This is a genomic window from Cellulomonas oligotrophica, from assembly GCF_013409875.1.
GTDB classification, from domain to species: Bacteria; Actinomycetota; Actinomycetes; order Actinomycetales; family Cellulomonadaceae; genus Cellulomonas; species Cellulomonas oligotrophica.
Genome location: NZ_JACCBK010000001.1, coordinates 260,917 through 275,840, shown reverse-complemented (window position 1 = coordinate 275,840; position 14,924 = coordinate 260,917). Strand labels below are relative to the sequence as shown.

Annotated in this window: 13 protein-coding genes; all 13 read right to left on the bottom strand. The window is 71.7% G+C overall.

Annotated elements, in window-relative coordinates; translation table 11 throughout:
* Position 1: 1 nt before the first annotated feature.
* Positions 2-766 carry a PilN family protein gene (locus BKA21_RS01225; RefSeq protein ID WP_179625292.1) on the bottom strand — a complete coding sequence of 255 codons (765 nt, stop codon included), beginning with the start codon at positions 764-766 and terminating at the stop codon, positions 2-4.
* Positions 763-1,821: a type IV pilus assembly protein PilM gene (pilM, locus tag BKA21_RS01220; RefSeq protein WP_140458995.1), complete on the bottom strand. Its 1,059-nt coding sequence runs from the start codon at positions 1,819-1,821 to the stop codon at positions 763-765. The genes BKA21_RS01225 and pilM overlap by 4 nt, the downstream gene beginning before the upstream one ends.
* A gap of 85 nt (positions 1,822-1,906) precedes the next feature.
* The gene (locus BKA21_RS01215) at positions 1,907-2,692 is read right to left on the bottom strand and encodes a prepilin peptidase (RefSeq protein WP_140459220.1); all 786 of its coding nucleotides are present in this window, start codon (positions 2,690-2,692) and stop codon (positions 1,907-1,909) included.
* Between the two features lies 1 nt (position 2,693).
* Positions 2,694-4,244: a ricin-type beta-trefoil lectin domain protein gene (locus tag BKA21_RS01210; RefSeq protein ID WP_140458996.1), complete on the bottom strand. Its 1,551-nt coding sequence runs from the start codon at positions 4,242-4,244 to the stop codon at positions 2,694-2,696.
* Between the two features lie 11 nt (positions 4,245-4,255).
* The gene (locus tag BKA21_RS01205) at positions 4,256-4,933 is read right to left on the bottom strand and encodes a PulJ/GspJ family protein (protein WP_140458997.1); all 678 of its coding nucleotides are present in this window, start codon (positions 4,931-4,933) and stop codon (positions 4,256-4,258) included.
* Complete coding sequence (locus BKA21_RS01200; RefSeq protein ID WP_140458998.1) at positions 4,930-6,747, bottom strand: Ig-like domain-containing protein; 1,818 nt, start codon at positions 6,745-6,747, stop codon at positions 4,930-4,932. The genes BKA21_RS01205 and BKA21_RS01200 overlap by 4 nt, the downstream gene beginning before the upstream one ends.
* A gap of 108 nt (positions 6,748-6,855) precedes the next feature.
* A complete protein-coding gene (locus BKA21_RS01195; protein WP_140458999.1) occupies positions 6,856-7,269 on the bottom strand; it encodes a type IV pilin protein in 414 nt (137 codons plus the stop codon).
* A gap of 286 nt (positions 7,270-7,555) precedes the next feature.
* Positions 7,556-7,966 (bottom strand): type IV pilin protein, encoded by a 411-nt coding sequence (locus tag BKA21_RS19025; RefSeq protein ID WP_203793421.1) that lies wholly within the window; start codon positions 7,964-7,966, stop codon positions 7,556-7,558.
* A 6-nt stretch (positions 7,967-7,972) separates the two neighbouring features.
* Positions 7,973-9,199, bottom strand: coding sequence for a type II secretion system F family protein (locus BKA21_RS01185; protein WP_140459000.1), 1,227 nt, complete (start codon positions 9,197-9,199; stop codon positions 7,973-7,975).
* Positions 9,199-10,776 (bottom strand): type IV pilus twitching motility protein PilT, encoded by a 1,578-nt coding sequence (locus tag BKA21_RS01180; RefSeq protein ID WP_275406373.1) that lies wholly within the window; start codon positions 10,774-10,776, stop codon positions 9,199-9,201. The genes BKA21_RS01185 and BKA21_RS01180 overlap by 1 nt, the downstream gene beginning before the upstream one ends.
* Positions 10,777-10,915: 139 nt before the next feature.
* Complete coding sequence (locus BKA21_RS01175) at positions 10,916-12,589, bottom strand: GspE/PulE family protein (RefSeq protein WP_140459222.1); 1,674 nt, start codon at positions 12,587-12,589, stop codon at positions 10,916-10,918.
* A 265-nt stretch (positions 12,590-12,854) separates the two neighbouring features.
* Entirely contained in the window at positions 12,855-13,691 is an 837-nt protein-coding gene (locus tag BKA21_RS01170) for a shikimate dehydrogenase (protein WP_140459223.1), read from the bottom strand.
* A gap of 11 nt (positions 13,692-13,702) precedes the next feature.
* Positions 13,703-14,920, bottom strand: a complete 1,218-nt coding sequence (gene mltG, locus BKA21_RS01165) for an endolytic transglycosylase MltG (protein ID WP_140459001.1) — start codon at positions 14,918-14,920, stop codon at positions 13,703-13,705.
* Positions 14,921-14,924 lie beyond the last annotated feature (4 nt).

Below are 14,924 nucleotides of genomic sequence, written 5' to 3'. Positions count from 1 at the left end.
GTCAGCCCTCCCCCTCGGTGGCGGCCTCGTCGGCCGCGTCCTCGTCCGTCGCCTCGTCCGGGACGTCCTCGAACCGGCCCGAGAGCGTGCTCTCGGTCAGCTGGACCGTCGCGGACACGGCGTAGAACGTCGAGCCCTCCTCCTCGGACGCCGTCACCGACGACACCCAGGGGTCCGCCAGGCCGGGCACGCCCGCGAAGGCGTCGAGCATGTCGGACGTGTTCGGCACGGTCTTGCTGCGCATCTCGAACGAGATCGAGCCGATGCTCGCGCCCTGCAGCGGGTCGAGCGGGTCGGTCGGCGCCGCGAACGGCGACGGGCCCTGCACGGACAGCGAGTCGATGCTCACGTCGGCGGGCAGCACCGCGGTGATCGCGTCGACGTACGGCTTCCACGCGATCTCGGTCGCGGTGCCCACGAGGCGGGCCTCCTCGATGTCGGCGATCTGCCCCAGGACGAGCGGCACCTCGGCGTACTGGCGCTCCTCGGCCTGCAGCTGCATGGTCTGCGCGTCGGCGTCGGCGAGCTCGTTGTCGGCCTGCGTGCGCACGAGCTGGGCGAACGCGTACACCAGGCCCACGACCACGACGACCGCGAGCAGGGAGATCCCCAGCCAGCGCTTGACGACCGCGAGCGAGCGGGCCGCGCGGACCTCCGGCGGCAGCAGGTTGACCTGCGGCATCGTCGGCACGACCGTGCGCGCGGGCGCCGGGGCCTTCGTCTTCTGCTTGCCGCGGGTCTTGCCGCGGTCCAGGACGGTGCTCATGCCGCGACTCCGTGGGCCAGGCCGACCGGGAGCGCGAGCAGCGACTCGGCACCGGTGAGCGTCGAACGGTCGATCGTCTTGCCGACCCGCAGGCCCGCGAACGCGTCGCCGAGCATCACGGGGATCCGCGACGAGCTCGACAGGTACTGCCCCAGACCGGGCAGGTGCGCGCCGCCGCCGGTGACGACGAGCGCCTCGACGGGGGTCTCGCGGTGCTGGGAGGACCAGTAGACGAGGGTGTTGCGGATGCCCTCGACGAGGGTGCGGCACGAGGACGTGATCGCCTCGACGGCGGGCGCGTACTCCGGCGGGGCCGAGAAGCCGACGCCGATGTCCCGCTTGAGGCCCTCGGCCTCCGGCTGGGGCAGCGCCATGGCCGCGGCCACCGCGTCGGTGACGTGCTGCCCGCCCTGCGCGAGCAGGCGGACCAGGCGGGGCGTGCCGGCGCTGGCGACGACGACGTTGGTGATGCGGGCGCCGACGTCGACGAACGCGACGGTCCGCTCGGCGAGGTCGCCGCGGGCCAGGGCCCGCACGAGCGCGAACGCGTTGAGGTCGACCATGCTCGGGCGCAGGCCCGCGCCCTCGACGGCGAGGACGTTGCCCACGACGACGTCGCGCTGGGCGGCGACGAGCATGCCCTTGACCATGCGGCCGCGGGGCCCGTCGACCTCGTCGACGGGCAGGAAGTCCAGCAGCGCGTCGCCCGAGGCGACGGGCAGCAGCTCCTGCACCTGGTAGGGCAGGGACGCCTTGAGCTCGGCCGGCGGCATCCAGGGCAGCTCGATGTCGCGGACGACGACGCGCTGGTTGCCGACGCCGAGCACGACGTCCTTGCTGGTGAACTTGGCCTGGGCCCAGAGCCGGCGCAGGGCGTCGGAGACGACCGCCGGCTCGTTGACCTCGCCGTCGCGCACGGCGCCGGGTGGCAGGGCCACCTCGCCGACGCGCTGCAGCGTGCCGCCCGCGCGCGGGCCGCCCTTGCCGAAGGCGACCTCGACGGCACGGACGGCGCTCGTCCCGATGTCGAGGCCGATGACGTTCGTGGAGGCCACGGTGGTCCTTTCTCCGAGGAGCTTGCACGTTCCCTATCGGACGGATGACCGGCATCCTTGAGGCGACGGTCGGGCGAGGGCCCGGTCAGAGCAGCCCGAGGTACCCGTCCCACAGCGGCTGACCGGCGACGAGGCCGATCCAGGCACCGGCGAGCATCCACGGGCCGAACGCGATCTGGGTGCGGCGCCCGGCACGGCGGCGGGCGATGAGGGCGAGCCCGACGACGCCGCCGACGAGGAACGCGGCGAACGCGCCGACGACCAGCGCGCCCCACCCCACCCAGCCCAGGTAGAGCCCGAGGACGCCGGCGAGCTTGACGTCGCCGAACCCCATGCCCGCCGGGTACGCCACGAGCAGGACGAAGTAGAACGCGAACAGGGCCGCGGCCCCGACGCCCGCGCGCAGCAGCGCCCCCCAGTCGGCGGTGCCGCCCGGGTCGGCGGACGCGAGCACCAGGAGCGCCGCGGCGACCGGGTACGAGGGCAGCACGATCGCGTCGGGCAGCCGGTGCACGTCGAGGTCGATCGCGGTCAGCGCGACCGTGATCGCGACGAGGTACAGCAGCGCGGGGGTCCACCAGCCCGGGCCGGACCACCACGCGACGGCCGCGAACGCCACGCCGGTGAGCAGCTCGACCGCGGGGTAGCGGGCGGAGATCGGCGCCGCGCAGTCCCGGCAGCGTCCGCGCAGCACGAGCCACGAGACCACCGGCACGTTGTCGTACGGGCGGATCCGCGCCCCGCACGCCGGGCACGCGCTGGGCGGTGCCACGACCGACTCGCCCCGCGGCACCCGCCACACGACGACGTTGAGGAACGAGCCGACCAGCAGCCCGAGCACCCCCGCGAGGGTGACGAGCAGCGGGGTCAGGTCAGCCACCGTAGGTCTCCACGTAGTCGCCGACGTTCGCCTCGACGTCCAGCGGCGGGGCGTTCCACTTCTGGTCGACGCCGCCGGTGCAGGAGGACACGACCATCTTGGACCAGGAGCCGTTGAACTTGTCGCCGAGGCCGATGCACCGGCCCAGGTAGTCCACGAACGTGTAGCTGGTGCCGTAGTTGCCGGTGTCCTGGTAGCGGGTCCACCGCTGGTTCGCCGCGCTGGTGCTGCACGCCGACGTCAGGGTGACGTACTGGCCTCCGGCGGCCGGGGACTGCAGGCAGTACTTCGAGGAGGTCGAGTTGTTCTGGAGGATGTAGATCTGCTGCGGGCCCAGCGACGGCGACCCGACGGCGGGCTCGGAGTAGTACCACTTGTGGTTCCAGTTGAGCTGCGTGCCGCCCGACGGGTCCTGCTTGCAGGGGTACACGATCATGTACGCCGCGGAGACGTTGCCGCCGGTGACGTCGAAGCAGCGGCCGAACTCCAGGTAGTTGACGACCTGCCGCGTGGTGATGCTCGCGGCGCCGGCGCCGACCGCCGGGTCGGGGTTGAAGGAGCCCCACGGCTGGTCCTGCGCGCAGCTGGTGCCGACGTAGAGCTTGCGCCCCGCGATCCCGGTGTTCGAGGTCGACCCGGAGAAGAGGCAGTAGCTCGAGTAGTTGGTGATCGAGGTGTTCTCGCCCTTCCAGCGCGAGCCGCCCTCCCAGCTGAAGAGCTGGTTCCAGCGGGCGCTGCCGCTCTGGCACACCTGCAGGGTGATCTGCACGCTCCCCGAGGACGTCGACGGCGGGCCGGTCAGGCACAGCGGCGTGCTGCCCGGCAGCGTGCTCGACGCGAGCTTGATCGCGTAGTCGGTGTCGTAGAGGAACAGCTCGTGCTCGTCGTCGGAGCCGCAGTCCGCCTTGTCGACGTAGCGGATCGTCGAGCCGACGGTGATGCCGTCGGCTCGCAGGCAGAACCCGTCGCCGAAGGTGTAGATGCGCCCGCCGGCGATGTTCGAGTTGGTCGTCTTGAACTGGTAGACGCTCGCCAGGGTCCGGTCGCCGGACGTCGCCTCGAGGCGCGCGAGGTTCTCGGCGTACCCCTCGGACATGACGTACGCGTACGCGGGCTGCTGGACGGGGCGGCACGACATGGCGTTGGCGGCGAGCCACGTCTCGGTGCGCCCGGCCGGGTTCTCCTTGTAGTACCGCACCTGCACGTCGTACCGCAGGTCGCCGCCGGAGTCCGCGACCGTGCCGGTGAGCGTGCACGGCAGGGCGGCCAGCGAGCCGTAGACCTCACCGGTGAAGTCGGGGGCGGCCGCGGCGGAGCGGATCTGCGACAGCGCGGCCTCCACCCCGGCCTCGGCGGCGAAGATCGTCCGCGTGTTCTTGCGCGCGAACTGCGTCGGCGTCACCTGGGACATCACCAGCGCGAGGATGATCGTGCTGAGCGCGCCCATGAGCAGCACCATGAGGATCGCGCTCATCATGGCCACGCCCTCGTCCCGGCGCCGCCAGGCCGCCAGCCGTCGCATCGCGCCTGTCGTCATGTCCACGGTGGGTCCTCTCACGGGCGGCCGGACGCGGCCAGGCAGACGGGCGTGTCCGACACCCCGTCGCCGTTCTCGTCGGCGTTGGACAACGAGGTCGACGTGGAGTTGCGGGCCACGAAGGACGTCTCGCTGTCGACGGTCACGTCGGCGTTCTGCGAGCCGACGGTCAGGCGGAGCACGAGCCGCTGGTGCGGGGTGACGTCGTCGGCGAGCAGGACCTCGAACGGGTACCCGCGGCCGGAGGTGTCGGAGTCGGGCAGCACGTCGGTGACGAGCGTCGACCAGTCCGGGGCGACCGCGCCCGCGACGTCCTGCCACGAACGCTGCTGGACGAGCTCGGTCGTGGGGTCCCAGCGCCACTGCGTGCACATGGCGACACCGGTGGCCGAGGACCGTGCCGACGTGCGGAACTCGACGTACTGCGCGCCGCCCGCTCCGGCACCGGGCAGGTTGATCGCCTCGGCGTACCGGACCTGCCGGTCGAGCCGCTGGAACACCAGGCGCACCGAGTCCCCCGACTGCGCGGTGACGTCGGACCGGACGGTGTTGTTCGTCATGATGACGACACCGGCCATGAACACCGACACGACGATCGTGAAGATCCCGATCGAGACGATGAGCTCGACGAGCGTCATCCCGGCGTCGGGACGCGTGCCGTGAAGGCGCGCGCGCAGCCGGGCCACCGGGCTCACCGACCCACCCGGATCGTCACGGTCGCCGGCGTCGAGACGAGGTTGGTGTACTGCCCCGTGCCCTGGATGACGTAGGTGAAGGTGCACGTGCGGCTGTTCGTCCCGTTGGGCAGCGTCGGCGCGTTGTACCGGAAGATGCCGTTGTTCAGGTCGGGCTGGGTCGTGGGCAGGGTGCCGCAGTTGGACGCCAGCGTGCTGGTCGACGTGGGCCGGAACTGGACCGTGCCACCGAAGTTGTTCGGCGCATCGTTCGACCCGACGTTGATGGAGTTGTTGGTCGTCCCGCTCGTGACATTGACCGAGTCGTTGGCGGGCGTCGGCACGAGGATGATCCGCATCGTCTTGATCTCCGAGGAGACCGAGCCGTCCGGCGTCCAGACGCGGTACTGCACGGTCCAGTAGCCGGGCACGTTGCCCTGCTGGGCGTACGCGAGCTGTGTCCCCCGGCGATTGGTGGTGGCGTTGTAGTCGTTACCGTTGATCTTCAGCTTGCCCTGCGTGATGTCGCTGGACATGACCTCGATCTGGTAACCCGAGGGGTTGCCCGTGAGCGTCACCCAGTCGATCGGTGCCGTCGAGCCCGCCTGCGTCGCTGCGATCCCGACCGTGAGATCCAGCGCGATCGGGTTGGCGTACGTCGTGACGGTGAGCCGGACTCGGGCTGTGGTGCTCACCAGGCCTGAGGTGTCGGTGAACTGGTACTCGAACCACGGCGAGCCGACACCACCCTGGGGGTCGAAGACCACACCCGTGCCCGACGGCGTCGCCCGCCCGAACGCCGGCTGGGTGATGATCTGCACGCTCGCGGGCGTGCCCTGGTCGTTGGTGGTGACGGGGATCGTCACGGGGGTGGCGCGGTTCGTGGTCGCGGTGTCGTCCACCGCCCGGGGCATGACCGACACGCGCACCGTCGCGGTGTTGGACTCGCGCCCCGCCGCGTCCTTGAGCATGTACGTGAACGTCATGATGCCCGACGCGTTCGTCGGGGCCTGGAACCGGACCTGGCCGTCGGCCTGCAGCGTCGCGGTGCCGGTGCCGCCCGTGACGGTGACGTTGCGGACCGGGTTGGTGACGACGAAGCCGATGACGTCGTTGCGCACCACGTCGACCGTCACGGCCTGCCCGACCTCGACCACGGCGACGTCGTCGACCGCGATCGGGCGGGTGGTGTTGTTCCACTCCAGGTCGGAGTTCGGGTCGACCAACGAGGCCACCTGGTACGAGCACGCGGTGTCCCCGCAGGGGCTCTGCACCGAGTCCCAGCTGACGTGGACCATCACGCGCAGCATCTGCGCGTACCCGGCCGGCACCGTCGCCGGGTCGGTGAGGTTGCCGGGCACCGTGGAGCACGCGGCGGCGGTGTTGGAGATCGGGCGGTAGCAGTGCCCGACGAGGGTGAGGACCTGGTAGTCGACGCCGTTGAGCGAACGCTCCTGCGAGACCGGCAGCGTGCCCTGGCCCGTGCCCGCGGGGTCCCACGCGGGGTAGGTCGCGGCCATGCCCTCGACGCCGAGGGTGGTGCCGGTCGACCAGCCGGCCGTGACGGCGGCCTCGCTGCGCCCGACGAGCAGGCCGCTGACGTCGTCCACGGGCTGCGCGACGACGCCGTACGCGGCCTCCATGGCGTCGTTGGCCACGACGACCGCGTTCTGCGTGCGCTGCTGGTGGGTGATGGTGCGGGTACCGGAGAGGAAGAAGTACAGCGCCGCCGACGCGACGAGCGACATGAGCGCGAGCGCGACGATCACCTCGACGAGCGTGAACCCGTCGTCGGTGCGGAGCCGCGTCGTGGCCGACGCGTCGGGCTGGGCCATGGACCTGTCCTCCGGGATGGGGCGGTGCTGGTACGGACCGACGGGTGCCGGGCCGAGACCGGCCCGGCACCCGTCGTGCGTCCTCAGGACTGCTGACGTGCTAGAGCGTCACTGGCCCTCGGGGTCGAGCCCACCAGCGGCGGAGTCGTACGTGAACGTCAGACCCGTCCCGGCGTCGGTGTTGATGCCCGTGATGGTGTACGTGCCGTCGCCGACGTTCGTGTACTCCACGACCGTCTGCTCGTTCGAGAGCACGATGTCCTCGCCGTCGATCGTGACGGTGCCGGTGCCGTTGGCCGTGGCCGGGTACTCCTGCGTGTTGATGAACGCCGTCTCGACTGCGGTCGCGATGGTGCGCAGGTCGGACTTGATCCCCGCGTCCACGGCGCCCTGACGCTGGTTCAGGAAGACCGGGATGGCGATGGCGGCGAGGATGCCGATGATGATGACGACGACGAGGAGCTCGACGAGCGTGAAGCCCTGCTCCTTCTCGTCCATGGCCTTACGGATGCGAGCGATCATGCTCGGCCTCACTTCGGTGTCGGTGAAAGGTGGTGTCAGCGGTCGGCCCCGGGGAGCCGCTCCACCCGGTCTGTCGTCCAGGACACCCCTCCACTTGAGAGGACCCGCCCCCCTCCACCCGGCAATCACCCGACCGGCCCACACGGTGCCCCGAACGCCGCCACGGACGGGGCACCGCCACTCCTGCCACGCAGCACGACGCCCCGTGGAGGTGCTCCACGGGGCGTCGTGACGGGTCCGAGCAGTGCCGCGACCGTCGACCCTCCGGTCGTCGCCGAGAGCTGCGTCAGGGCAGCGTGAGGACGGCCGCTCCCCCGCAGTCGCCGCCGCCCTGGGGGCGCAGCCCGTCGGCGTCGAGCACGTACGTGCGCCCGCCGCGGTCGCTCGCTCCGCGCAGGCAGTAGACGCCGGCGTCGACGACCACGTCGAGCGTGTTGCCGGGCGTGACGCGCACGTCGTCCCGCACCTTGTCGGCGTCCATGGCAGCGTCGCCCTCGCGCGCCGCGGTGACCGCGACGAGCAGGTTGCGCAGGTCGGACTGCACGGACGCCTCGATCGCCGAGGTCCGCTGCCCGATGAGCACGGGCACGGCGATCGCCGCGAGCACGCCGATGATGATCACGACGACGAGCAGCTCGGTCAGCGTGAACCCGCGCTCGCGCGCGGCCCCGCCGGCGGCGGGGTGGTCAGGGGTCACCGCGGCCTACTGGATGTACTCGAAGATGGTGAAGATCGGCAGGTACATCGCGATGATCATGCCGCCGATGACGGAGCCGAGGACCACGATCATGAGCGGCTCGATGAGGCTGGTGAGCTGCTCGGTGGTCGCCTCGACCTCCTGGTCGTAGAAGTCCGCGACCTTCGACAGCATCGTGTCCAGGGCCCCGGTGTCCTCGCCGACCGCCATCATCTGCACCACCATCGGCGGGAAGATCGGGTGGTCGGACAGCGGGCCGGACAGCGAGTTGCCGGACCGCACCGACTCCTGGACCTGGCGCGTGGCACGCTCGATGACGATGTTGCCGCTGGTCTCCCCCACGATCTCCAGGGCCTGCAGCAGCGGGACGCCCGCGTGGATCATCGACCCGAAGTTGCGCGTGAACCGCGAGATGGCGATCTTCTGGAAGAGCTTGCCGAACACCGGCACCTTGAGCTTGACCGGGTCGACCTTCTCGCGCACGGCACGGTCGTTCTTGTGCTTGCCCCACCACACGGCGAAGACCGCGAGCGCCACGGCCGTCGGGATCGCCGTCCACTTGACGACGCCCGAGAGCCACACGAGGAACGCCGTCGCCGGGGGCAGCTCGCCGCCGAGGGACGCGAACATCTCCGAGAAGATCGGCACGATGAACAGCAGCATGCCCACGACCGCGAGGATCGCGATGACGAACACCACGACCGGGTAGGTCATCGCGGACTTCACCTTGCCGCGCAGCTTGACCTCGGCCTCGAAGTTCGCGGCGACGGAGATCAGCACCTCGTCGAGGAACCCGCCGACCTCGCCCGCCTTGACCATGTTGATCATCAGCGGCGGGAACTCCTGGTGGTGCTTGGCCAGCGCCGCCGAGAAGGCCTGCCCCGTCTCGACGTCGTTGCGCACCTGCGCGACGACCTTCGCCAGGGGCTTGGACTCCGTCTGCTCGGCGAGGATCGCCAGGGCGCGGATCAGCGACAGGCCCGAGCTGATCATCGTCGCGAGCTGGCGCGACAGGATCGCGAGGTCCTTGATCGTGACCCGGTCGCTGATGCCGGGGATCGAGATCTCGGTGTTCAGGCCCGACGTGCTGACCTGGTTGATCGAGACGGCCGCCAGGCCCATCTCGCGCAGCCGGTTCGCGACGGCCGCCTCGTTGGGGGCCTCGACGCGCCCCTTGACGATCTTGCCGTTGCGGTCCCGGACCGCGTACTCGAACGTCTTCGCCGTCGCCATCAGTACCCCGGTCCTCCGTAGCCGCCGGCCCCACCCTGCGGGGCGGAGCCCGACCGCCCGGTGAGCCGGTTGTAGTCCTCGACGTGGTGGCACTTCTCCAGGCCGACCTCGTAGCTCACGCGGCCGGACTTCACGAGCTCGGCCAGGTGCTGGTCGAGGGTGTGCATGCCCTGCTGGGCACCGGCCTGCATCGCCGAGTAGATCTGGTGGGTCTTGCCCTCACGGATGAGGTTGCGGATGCCCGGCGTGGCCACCAGCACCTCGGTCGCGACCGCACGCCCCGGCGAGTCCGCGCGCTTGCACAGCGTCTGGGACACCACGCCCTGCAGCGCCCCGGCGAGCTGGGTGCGCACCTGGGCCTGCTGCGACGGCGGGAACACGTCGATGATGCGGTCGATGGTCTGCGCCGCGTCCTGGGTGTGCAGGGTCGCGAACACCAGGTGCCCCGTCTCGGCGGCGGTCAGCGCGACCGAGATGGTCTCCAGGTCGCGCATCTCGCCGACGAGGATGATGTCGGGGTCCTGGCGCAGCACGTGCTTGAGCGCGTTGGCGAACGAGTGGGTGTCCTGCCCGATCTCGCGCTGGTTGACCAGGCACTTCTTGTGGTTGTGGAGGAACTCGATGGGGTCCTCGACGGTCATGATGTGGTCCTCGCGGGTGCGGTTCGCGAGGTCGATCACCGCCGCCAGCGTCGTCGACTTGCCCGAGCCCGTGGGCCCCGTGACGAGCACCAGGCCGCGCGGCAGGTTCGCGAACGACCCGACGACCGGCGGCACGCCGAGCTCCTCGAGCGGCTTGATCTCGTAGGGGATCACGCGGAACGCGGCACCGACGGCCTCGCGCTGCTGGTAGAGGTTCACGCGGAACCGGGCCAGGTTGCGCACCGAGTACGACAGGTCGAGCTCGAGGTGCTCCTCGAACCGCTCGCGCTGCTTCTGCGACAGGATCGCGTACAGCGACCGGCGCAGCGCGTCGCCCTCCACGACGGCGAACCCGTCGAGCGCCTTGAGCGACCCGCTGACCCGGGCCATCGGCACCGAGCCCGTCGTCAGGTGCGCGTCCGACCCGCCGAGGCGGACGAGCTCGCGCAGCACCTGGTCGACGTCGATGTCGTCCTCGCGCCGGTCCTGCCCCACGCCTGCGCGGGCGGCGGCGCGGCCGGCGGCCCGGGTCTGCGGTGCCGGCGCACCCGGTGCCGGCGCGGCGACACGCATGGAGGCGGGCACCGGGACGGACGTGTGCGCGGGCGGCGGGACCTGCCCCGCGGGCACGGCGGCCGGCGGCACGTAGGGCGGCAGCCCCTCGGGCGGGGCGGGCGGTGCGGCGGTCGGCACACCGGGGGTCATCGAGCCCCACGCGCCCTGCGCGTGCGCGGGCCCAGCGCCCTGCGCGTGGCCCGGTGCCGTCGCGTACGCGGGCACCGGCGCGGGCACGGCGTGCATGGGCGCCGACGGGGCGGCTCCCTGCGACGGGATGGGCGCGTACACCGCCTGCGGTGCCGGGCCCGCCTGGGGCCCCGCGGGCCGGTACGGCGGCAGCGGCCGCCTCGGCTCCCCGCTCGGGTAGGAGTCGGTCACGTCGTCCCTCCACGTCGTCGTCCCGGCGGTCGGCGCCCGGCTGCGGGGCCGACCCCTGCCGGGGCTCGTCATCTCATCGGCCGCACCGGCCCGGTACTTGAGCGGGTGTCCGGGTGCGACCGTGCCGTCGGGCGCGTCGTCAGGCGACGACGCGCAGGATCTCCTCGATCGACGTGTCCCCCGCGGCGACCTTGTACCAGCCGTCCTCGCGGAGCGTGATCATGCCCTGCTTGACGGCGGTGGCGCTGATGTCCGCGGCCGAGGAGTGCGCGACGGCGTGGCGCTCGATCTCCTCGGTGACCCGCATGACCTCGTGCAGCGCGAGACGCCCCCGGTAGCCGGTGCGCGAGCACGTGGCGCAGCCCGCGGGACGGAACAGCTCGGGCACGGGCTCGCCGGGCATCCACGGGAACCGGGCGGCCTCGAGCTCGTGCGGGGTCGGGGTGTACGGCTCCTTGCACTTGCCGCACAGGCGCCGCGCGAGCCGCTGGGCGACCACGGCGTCCAGCGCCGAGCCCACGAGGAACGGCTCGATGCCCATCTCGGTCAGTCGGGTCACGGCCGACGGGGCGTCGTTGGTGTGCAGCGTGGAGAGCACGAGGTGACCGGTCAGGGCCGCCTCGACGGCGATCTGCGCGGTCTCGTGGTCACGGATCTCACCGAGCAGCACCACGTCGGGGTCGGACCGCAGGATGGACCGCAGCGCCCCGGCGAACGTCAGGCCGGCCTTGGGGTTGACCTGCACCTGGTTGATCCCGGGCAGCCGGTACTCGACGGGGTCCTCGACGGTGATGACGTTGATCTCGGGCTTGGACACCGCGTTCAGCGTCGCGTACAGGGTCGTGGACTTGCCGGAGCCCGTGGGCCCGGTCACGAGGATCATCCCGTAGGGCTTGGTGTACGCCTCGCGGTACGTCGTGTAGTTGTGGTCGAGGAACGACAGGTCCCGCAGGTCCAGGCTAGCGGTGGAGTTGTCGAGGATGCGCATGACGATCTTCTCGCCCCACACCGTCGGCAGCGTCGCCACGCGCAGGTCGATCTTGCGCCCGTTGTGCACCACGGACATGCGGCCGTCCTGCGGCTTGCGCTTCTCCGCGATGTCGATGTCGCTCATGATCTTCACGCGGCTGATCACGCCGCCCTGGATGTTCTTGGGCGAGCGCTGCGTCTCGTGCAGCACCCCGTCGATGCGGTACCGCACCCGCAGGTCGTGCTCGGTCGGCTCGATGTGGATGTCCGACGCCCGGTCGGTGATCGCCTGCGTGACCAGCAGGTTCACGTAGCGCACGATGGGCGCGTCGTCGTCGACGAACTCGCCCAGGCGCGACAGGTCGGCCTCGGGCTCGGCGTGCTCGTCCTCGAACGCCGACGAGAGGTCCTCCATCTCGCCGTCCGCGCGCACGTACCGGTCGATGGCCCGCAGCAGGTTGTCGTACGCCGCGATCACGGGCACGACGGCCCGGCCCGAGATGGACCGCACGTCGTCGACCGCGACGACGTTGCCCGGGTCGGCCGTGGCCAGGAGGATCGCGCCGTCGGAGAACCCGACGGGCAGGACCGTGTACCGCCGGCACAGCGCACCGGGCACCATCGCGACCGCGGCGCGCTCCACCGGGTACTCGTCGAGGTCGACGAACTGCATGCCGACCTGCTGGGCGAGCGCCTGGACCAGCTGCCCCTCCGACAGGACGCCCAGCTCGACGAGCGTGCGCCCCAGGGAGCTGCCCCGCGTCATCTGCTCGTCCATCGCAGCCAGCAGCTGCGACTCCGTCACGAATCCTTCGTCGAGCAGGATCTCCCCGAGCTGCTTCACCGTGCGCGCCTCCCCGTCCTCGCCGGGCGCGCGAGTGTCCACGCTCCCGATCGAGGCCATCGGCACGGTGCGGCGCCCCCATGAGGACACCTGACCAGGTCCACCCGTGGGCACGCCCACACGGGTGACGCCTCCTCCGGTCGGCCCACCCGGTTCGTCCGGGTCGTCCGGGCCGTCCCCGTTGCGCCGTCCCCCTGGGACCGAGCACGGAGGTGAGCCCGTCCGTCGTCGTGCCGACCCGTGTCAGGTGGTGGCCGCCGCCGCGTCAGACGGTGGTGACGAGCGCGGCCTCCAGGGCCCGCCCCATCGCCTCCACCGGTGCGGGGTGGCCGGTCATCAGGCGGACCTGCTCGACGGCCTGGTGCAGGAGCATCCGCTCGCCGCCCACGACGGTGCCGCCCGCCGCGGCCCACGCCTGCGACAGGGCGGTGGGGCGCGGGTCGTAGACGACGTCGAGCAGGACGCCGCCCACGGGGCCGGCCAGAGCGCCCGCAAGGTCGTCGGCGGCGTGCGCGGGCAGCGTGGAGACGACGGCGCCCGCCGACCGCAGCGCGGCCGGGGCCTCGTCGAGCGGACGCAGGACCGGGCTGACGCCCATGCGGTGCGCGGCACGCAGCAGGCCGGCGGCGCGGGCCACCGAGCGCACGTGCACCGTCGGGGTGGTGCAGCCGAGCTGGGCGAGCGCCGCCAGGGTCGACGCAGCGGTGGCGCCGGCGCCGAGCACCACGGCGCTGCGCAGCCCCCCGGCGATGCCGCCCTCGCCCAGGGCCGCGACCAGCCCGTGCACGTCGGTGTTCGCACCCGTGAGGACGCGTCCGGCACCGGAGCCCTGGATGAGCACCGTGTTGACCGCGCCGACGACGTCGGCCAGCGGCTCGACGTGGTGCAGCAGGGGGCGGACCGCCTGCTTGAGCGGCATGGTGACGCTCAGCCCTGCCCACGTCCCGTCGAGCCCGGCGACGAACCCCGGCAGCTGGTCCTCCGTGACGTCGACGGCCTCGTACCGCCAGACGTCGTCGATGCCCAGGGCGGCGTACGCGGCCCGGTGCAGCACGGGCGACAGCGAGTGCGCCACCGGGTGGCCGATCACGGCCGCCCGCATCAGGCCGGGCGTCACGAGTTCTCGGCCACCCACTGCTGGTAGAGGGCCTTGTTCTGGTTGTGCTCGTCGTTGGTGGTCGCGAAGCGGGTCTCTCCCGTGTCGAGATTCACCGTGACCCAGAACAACCACTCGCCCTCCGCGGGGTTGAGGACGGCATCGATCGACTTCTCACCGGGCGAGGCGATCGGCGTGGGCGGCAGCCCTGTGAGGCGCCGCAAGTTGTAGGGGTTGCTCGTGTCGTTGAGGTAGTCATCGTTCAACTCTGTTCCCGAGATCCCGGCGCCGTACGCGACGGCCGCGTCGATGTCGAGGCGCATGCCCTGGGCCAGGCGGTTCTCGATCGCCCGCGCGATCTTCGGGCGGTCCTCATCGAGCTTGGCCTCCCGCTCGACCAGCGACGCCTTCTTCAGCAGGTCCTCCCACTGGTCCTGGGCGACACCCTTGGCTGTGAGGGTCTCGACCGTCTTCGCCGTCATCTGGGACAGGACGCTCGCGGCGTCGGCGTCCTCCTCGACCGGATAGGTCGACGGGAACAGCCATCCCTCGATGGCCCCGTTGGCCTCGGCGGGAAGCCCGATCGCCGCGGGGTCGGCCGCCGCTGCCCGGAGGTCCTCGACGGGGATGAGGGTGACCTCGTTGATGCGCTGGTAGATCTGCTCGGCCGTGTAGCCCTCGGGGATCGTCACGTTCATCGTCACCCGGCTCGACGGGTCGAGGAGCGCGACCACCGCCTCGCTGGCCTTCATCTCCAGCAGCAGGTTGTACGTGCCGGGCTGGATGGACGCCGCGTCGGGGTTCGCCTCGAAGGCGTCGAGGAACGCTCCCTCGCTGGCCACGACACCCGCCTCGACGAGGGCCGTGGCCATGTCCGCACCCGTGGCACCGGCGGGGATCACGACGGGGTTGCCGCCCGGCCGGCCGGGACCGGTGTAGTCGGTCACGGCGGCGGCAGAGCTGGAGCCGCCGCCGAAGAGTCCGCCGAGTGCACCGCCGAAGAGCGAGAACACCACGTAGCCGGCACCGGCGACCATGACGAGCGCGACCGCGAGGATGGCGTAGGAGCGGCGGCGACGCTGCTTCTTGACCTTCTCCTGGCGCCGGCGCGACGAGGCGCGCGAGCGGCGTCGGGGCTCCTCCGGGGGCGCGCCCGCGGGCGTGCGGTCACCGAAGAGGTCGGCGGCGCCGCCCTCGGCCTGAGCCGGGGCCCACCATTCCGTGTGGTTGCTCACCTGG